Here is a 3510-nt window from a genome sequence, read left to right as displayed (position 1 = left end):
CAGCCGCCGCCGACGACGCCAAGATTGGCGAGGCTGCGTGATGGGCCAAGTCCTCCCTTTCCGCCGACCGGCCCACGCCGAGAGCCTGATCAAATACACCGCCCGCCTGTCGTGGCTGGACCGTAATGGCCACCAGCACGTCGAACGGTTCGCGGCCTGGACTTCGGTCGAGGCCACCCGGTCGGCATGGCGTCGTGCCCGGTCCCTTCGCCTTTCCGGCGAGGCGCTGACCTTCCGCACCCAGCACACTGAACAGGCCTTCGTCTCATGACCGATGCCAACACCCTTTCCCCAGCAGCCAAGGCCGGGGCGGCGCAAGCTCGCTCTGCGATCCCCAACAAGGACGCCCCGGAAGGCTCTGTCATCAACGGCATGATCGCCGTGTGGGCTGATGGTGTTCTGCGCCTGATGCTTCCGCGTGAAGCCTGGAGCGAATGGCTCTGGCTGACGAACTCCGCAATCCCATCCACCCAGCAGCGCGCGCAGTCTATCCGCACGGCACTGGACAGCGTCGGATACCTCCAATGACTGATATGCTTACGGCACTGGCTGCGCCCTTCGATCCAGACATCATCTCATGGCGCGTTGGCTCCACGACCCAAGCCAAGGACAAGGGCATGGCTCTTGGCTATATCGACGCCCGCGATGTGATGGAGCGTCTTGATACGGTCGTCGGCGCGGCGAACTGGCAGGACCGCTACGAGTTCCACGGCCCGCGCACACTCTGCTACCTGTCGATCCGCGTCGATGGAGAATGGGTCACCAAGGCTGACGGTGCCGGTGACAGCGATGTGGAGTCCGAGAAGGGCGCAATCTCTGACGCCCTAAAACGCGCCGCTGTGAAATGGGGCATCGGTCGCTACCTGTATGACCTCGCCAGCCCGTGGGTTGAGATTGAAGGAGCCGGGCGCTCGTATCGCATCAAGGCGAGCGAACGTCAGAAGCTAGTGGCTGCTGCTCGTGCCGGTGCCAGCGTCGCTAACAGGATCGCCGCAGAGCGAGCAACGGATGGCTTAAGCGCCGCCGCCGATCATGCCATCGCTCAAATGTCACGATGTAAGACGCCGGACGAGTTCAAGGCCTTCTGGGAGCCGAACAAGGACGGCCTAAAGGCCGCTCTGCCTGAGCTCGAGTGGCGTCGGGTGCTGAAGGCCAAGGACGTGGACGTGGCTCGCCTGACCGCTGCCAAGACCGAAACCCCCTTCGACCAGAAGGAAGCTGCCTGATGTTCTACGTGAACTCCAAGGGCCAAGACGTTGTGATCGCCGACATGGCTTACCCCCATCTCGCCAGCGCCCTGGCCAAGCTGGTCCGTGAGCAACGCGACGGCCTGCGCCAGACCGAAATCGACGCGATGACGGCTGAGCTGGAACGGCGCGACGAAGCCTATGCCGCTGAACAGGCAGAGCAAGCCGCGAAGTCGGAGGCGGAAGCATGAGCGCCGAACCGATTCACCTGAGCAACAACCCGCCCGTCGAAACGCCCTTCGACATCATCGTCGAGAGCATCAATGACGCCCTGATCGAAGCGAAGAACTGGGCTGACGGCACGGTCGCCGAAACCCAGGAACAGGTCGACGAGATCGCGCGCCTGATCGACGACCTGACCGGAAATGCCAAGGCGCTGGAAGCTGAACGCGTCAAGGAGAAGAAGCCGCTCGACGACCAGATCGACGCCATCCAGAGCCGCTACAACGTCTATCTGGCACCGCTGAAGAACAAGGCGCCCGGCAAGGTTCCGACCGCAATTGATGCCTTGAACGCCGCCAAGCGCCCGTTCCTGATCAAGCGCGAGCAGGAGATCGAGGCCGCGCGTGTGAAGGCTGCAGAGGAGGCGGCCGCCAAGGCGAGAGCCGCCGCTGAAGCGCTCGCCGCTGCCCGCGCCTCCGATCTGGAATCCCGCGAGGTCGCGGATCAAGCCATCAGGGACGCGGAAGACGCCCAGAAAGCCGCCAAGATCGCTGCGAACGACAAGGCGCACGCCCATGGCGGCGGACGTGCGCAGGGCCTGAGAACCCGCCCGGTCGCGGACATCACCGATCTGAACGCAGCAGTGCGTCACTATTGGCTGGAGAACTCCGAGCCCTTCCGCGCCCTGGTGCAGAAGCTTGCGGATGATGACGCTCGCCAGAACCGGCGCGGGGCAGAAGGCAAGGGAATCCGGTTCCGCGAGGAGCGCTACTGATGAGCCGCTTCACGATCCCTCTGAACAGCTTCACCGTCGCCCGCGCCCACTCGTGGATCGAGAAAGCGGTCCGCGAGAGCAAGGGCATGGTGATGGAAGTCCGCGACGCAAAGCGCACCGATCACCAGAACTCGGCCCTCTGGTCCTTGCTGGGCCAGATCGTCAAACAGCGCCCCGAGCACAACGGCGTGCAGATGGATGCCGAAACTTACAAGGCCTTGTTCATGCACGCGCTGGGCCGGGAGGTTCGGTTTGTCCCGACGCTCGACGGCACGTCCATGCTGCCGCTGGGCCTGCGCTCGTCGAAGCTGACCAAGTCCGAGTTCTCGGATCTGATCGAACTGATCCTCGCGTGGTCGGCGCAGAACGGCCTGACCATCGAGCATTTCGATCTAACGGCCGCGAACGATAGCTCGGATCGGAGGGCCGCTTGATGGGCCGCCCTCTCTGGCAGATCGACGCTGACCTTCGCCGCCTCCAGGCGGAAAAGAAGGCCGCACGCCCCCGCACCTTCAAACCTGGAAAGCGGCTCCGGTCCTACAAGCCCGAGGCCAAGGGTCAACGCGACCCGCGCCAGACCGACGCCGCCTACCTGTCCTGGCTGCATGAGGACACGGCCTGCATCGCCTGCCTGCTCGAAGGCGAGCCGATGAACCCGCATGGCCTGCCGAACCGGATCGAGGCGGCGCATCAGAACCTCGCCATCGCAGGCAAGGGCTGGCGGGAGCGGGGAGGCGGCAAGCGCATCCACGACGCCCGCACCGTGCCCCTCTGCACCCTGCACCACACCGGCCTGCCGAACGCCTGCGACAACGGACAGCGCAAGTTCTGGGATCGTCTGGGCCTCGGTGACGCCGTCGCCGACTTCGCCGCCGCTCTCTACGCGGCTTTCAAAAACGGCGCGCCTGCACTGCCGGTCATCCAGCAGTTCGCCCGGCCCAAAGCCAATGGTGCAGACCAATGAGCGGGTCGTCTCTCATTCAATCGCTTGAAGCGGCAGAGGGTGGGTCGCGTCTGATGGGGGAGAAGCAGGGACAACCAAGCGCACTTCACGACGAGGCCATGATGCACCTCGACGGCATAGTGCACTTCTCAGACGGCTTCACGGCCTACCACGACAGCGGCCCGGCCGGTCAGGCGCTCAAGCAGTGGATCGACGGTGCTCGTAGCCTTCTCGCCCGCGCCACCGGAGGACACAGCCCCTCAAATGAGGGGGAGGGGCGATGATCTACGGCTCAGTCTGTTCCGGGATCGAAGCGGCGTCCGTCGCCTGGCATCCGCTGGGCTGGCGGGCCGCCTTCCTGTCCGAAATCGAGGCGTTCCCGC

Annotated in this window: 7 protein-coding genes; all 7 read left to right on the top strand. The window is 64.6% G+C overall.

What is annotated here, in order from left to right:
* Positions 1-40 precede the first annotated feature (40 nt).
* The 7 genes from QZ281_RS01395 to QZ281_RS01365 are packed head-to-tail and all read left to right on the top strand — an operon-like array spanning position 41 to position 3148.
* A complete protein-coding gene (locus QZ281_RS01395) occupies positions 41-271 on the top strand; it encodes a hypothetical protein (RefSeq protein WP_292223820.1) in 231 nt (76 codons plus the stop codon).
* Positions 268-528, top strand: coding sequence for a hypothetical protein (locus tag QZ281_RS01390; protein WP_292223817.1), 261 nt, complete (start codon positions 268-270; stop codon positions 526-528). The genes QZ281_RS01395 and QZ281_RS01390 overlap by 4 nt, the downstream gene beginning before the upstream one ends.
* Entirely contained in the window at positions 435-1226 is a 792-nt protein-coding gene (locus tag QZ281_RS01385; RefSeq protein WP_363297167.1) for a Rad52/Rad22 family DNA repair protein, read from the top strand. Before QZ281_RS01390 ends, QZ281_RS01385 begins: the two co-directional genes overlap by 94 nt.
* A complete protein-coding gene (locus QZ281_RS01380; RefSeq protein ID WP_292223813.1) occupies positions 1226-1438 on the top strand; it encodes a hypothetical protein in 213 nt (70 codons plus the stop codon). The genes QZ281_RS01385 and QZ281_RS01380 overlap by 1 nt, the downstream gene beginning before the upstream one ends.
* The gene (locus QZ281_RS01375) at positions 1435-2184 is read left to right on the top strand and encodes a hypothetical protein (RefSeq protein ID WP_292223810.1); all 750 of its coding nucleotides are present in this window, start codon (positions 1435-1437) and stop codon (positions 2182-2184) included. The genes QZ281_RS01380 and QZ281_RS01375 overlap by 4 nt, the downstream gene beginning before the upstream one ends.
* Positions 2184-2618 carry a recombination protein NinB gene (locus QZ281_RS01370; protein ID WP_292223808.1) on the top strand — a complete coding sequence of 145 codons (435 nt, stop codon included), beginning with the start codon at positions 2184-2186 and terminating at the stop codon, positions 2616-2618. Before QZ281_RS01375 ends, QZ281_RS01370 begins: the two co-directional genes overlap by 1 nt.
* Positions 2618-3148, top strand: coding sequence for a hypothetical protein (locus QZ281_RS01365; RefSeq protein ID WP_292223807.1), 531 nt, complete (start codon positions 2618-2620; stop codon positions 3146-3148). Before QZ281_RS01370 ends, QZ281_RS01365 begins: the two co-directional genes overlap by 1 nt.
* Positions 3149-3510 lie beyond the last annotated feature (362 nt).

Origin of the sequence: Brevundimonas sp. (assembly GCF_018608325.1) — a bacterium.
Taxonomy (GTDB): domain Bacteria; phylum Pseudomonadota; class Alphaproteobacteria; order Caulobacterales; family Caulobacteraceae; genus Brevundimonas.
This window is presented reverse-complemented; position numbering and strand designations above follow the sequence as displayed.

Bases quoted from the DNA above. Each gene is read 5' to 3' on its own strand.
- QZ281_RS01395 (WP_292223820.1), top strand. From the start codon at position 41: ATGGGCCAAGTCCTCCCTTTCCGCCGACCGGCCCACGCCGAGAGCCTG.
- QZ281_RS01390 (WP_292223817.1), top strand. From the start codon at position 268: ATGACCGATGCCAACACCCTTTCCCCAGCAGCCAAGGCCGGGGCGGCG.
- QZ281_RS01385 (WP_363297167.1), top strand. From the start codon at position 435: ATGGCTCTGGCTGACGAACTCCGCAATCCCATCCACCCAGCAGCGCGC.
- QZ281_RS01380 (WP_292223813.1), top strand. From the start codon at position 1,226: ATGTTCTACGTGAACTCCAAGGGCCAAGACGTTGTGATCGCCGACATG.
- QZ281_RS01375 (WP_292223810.1), top strand. From the start codon at position 1,435: ATGAGCGCCGAACCGATTCACCTGAGCAACAACCCGCCCGTCGAAACG.
- QZ281_RS01370 (WP_292223808.1), top strand. From the start codon at position 2,184: ATGAGCCGCTTCACGATCCCTCTGAACAGCTTCACCGTCGCCCGCGCC.
- QZ281_RS01365 (WP_292223807.1), top strand. From the start codon at position 2,618: ATGGGCCGCCCTCTCTGGCAGATCGACGCTGACCTTCGCCGCCTCCAG.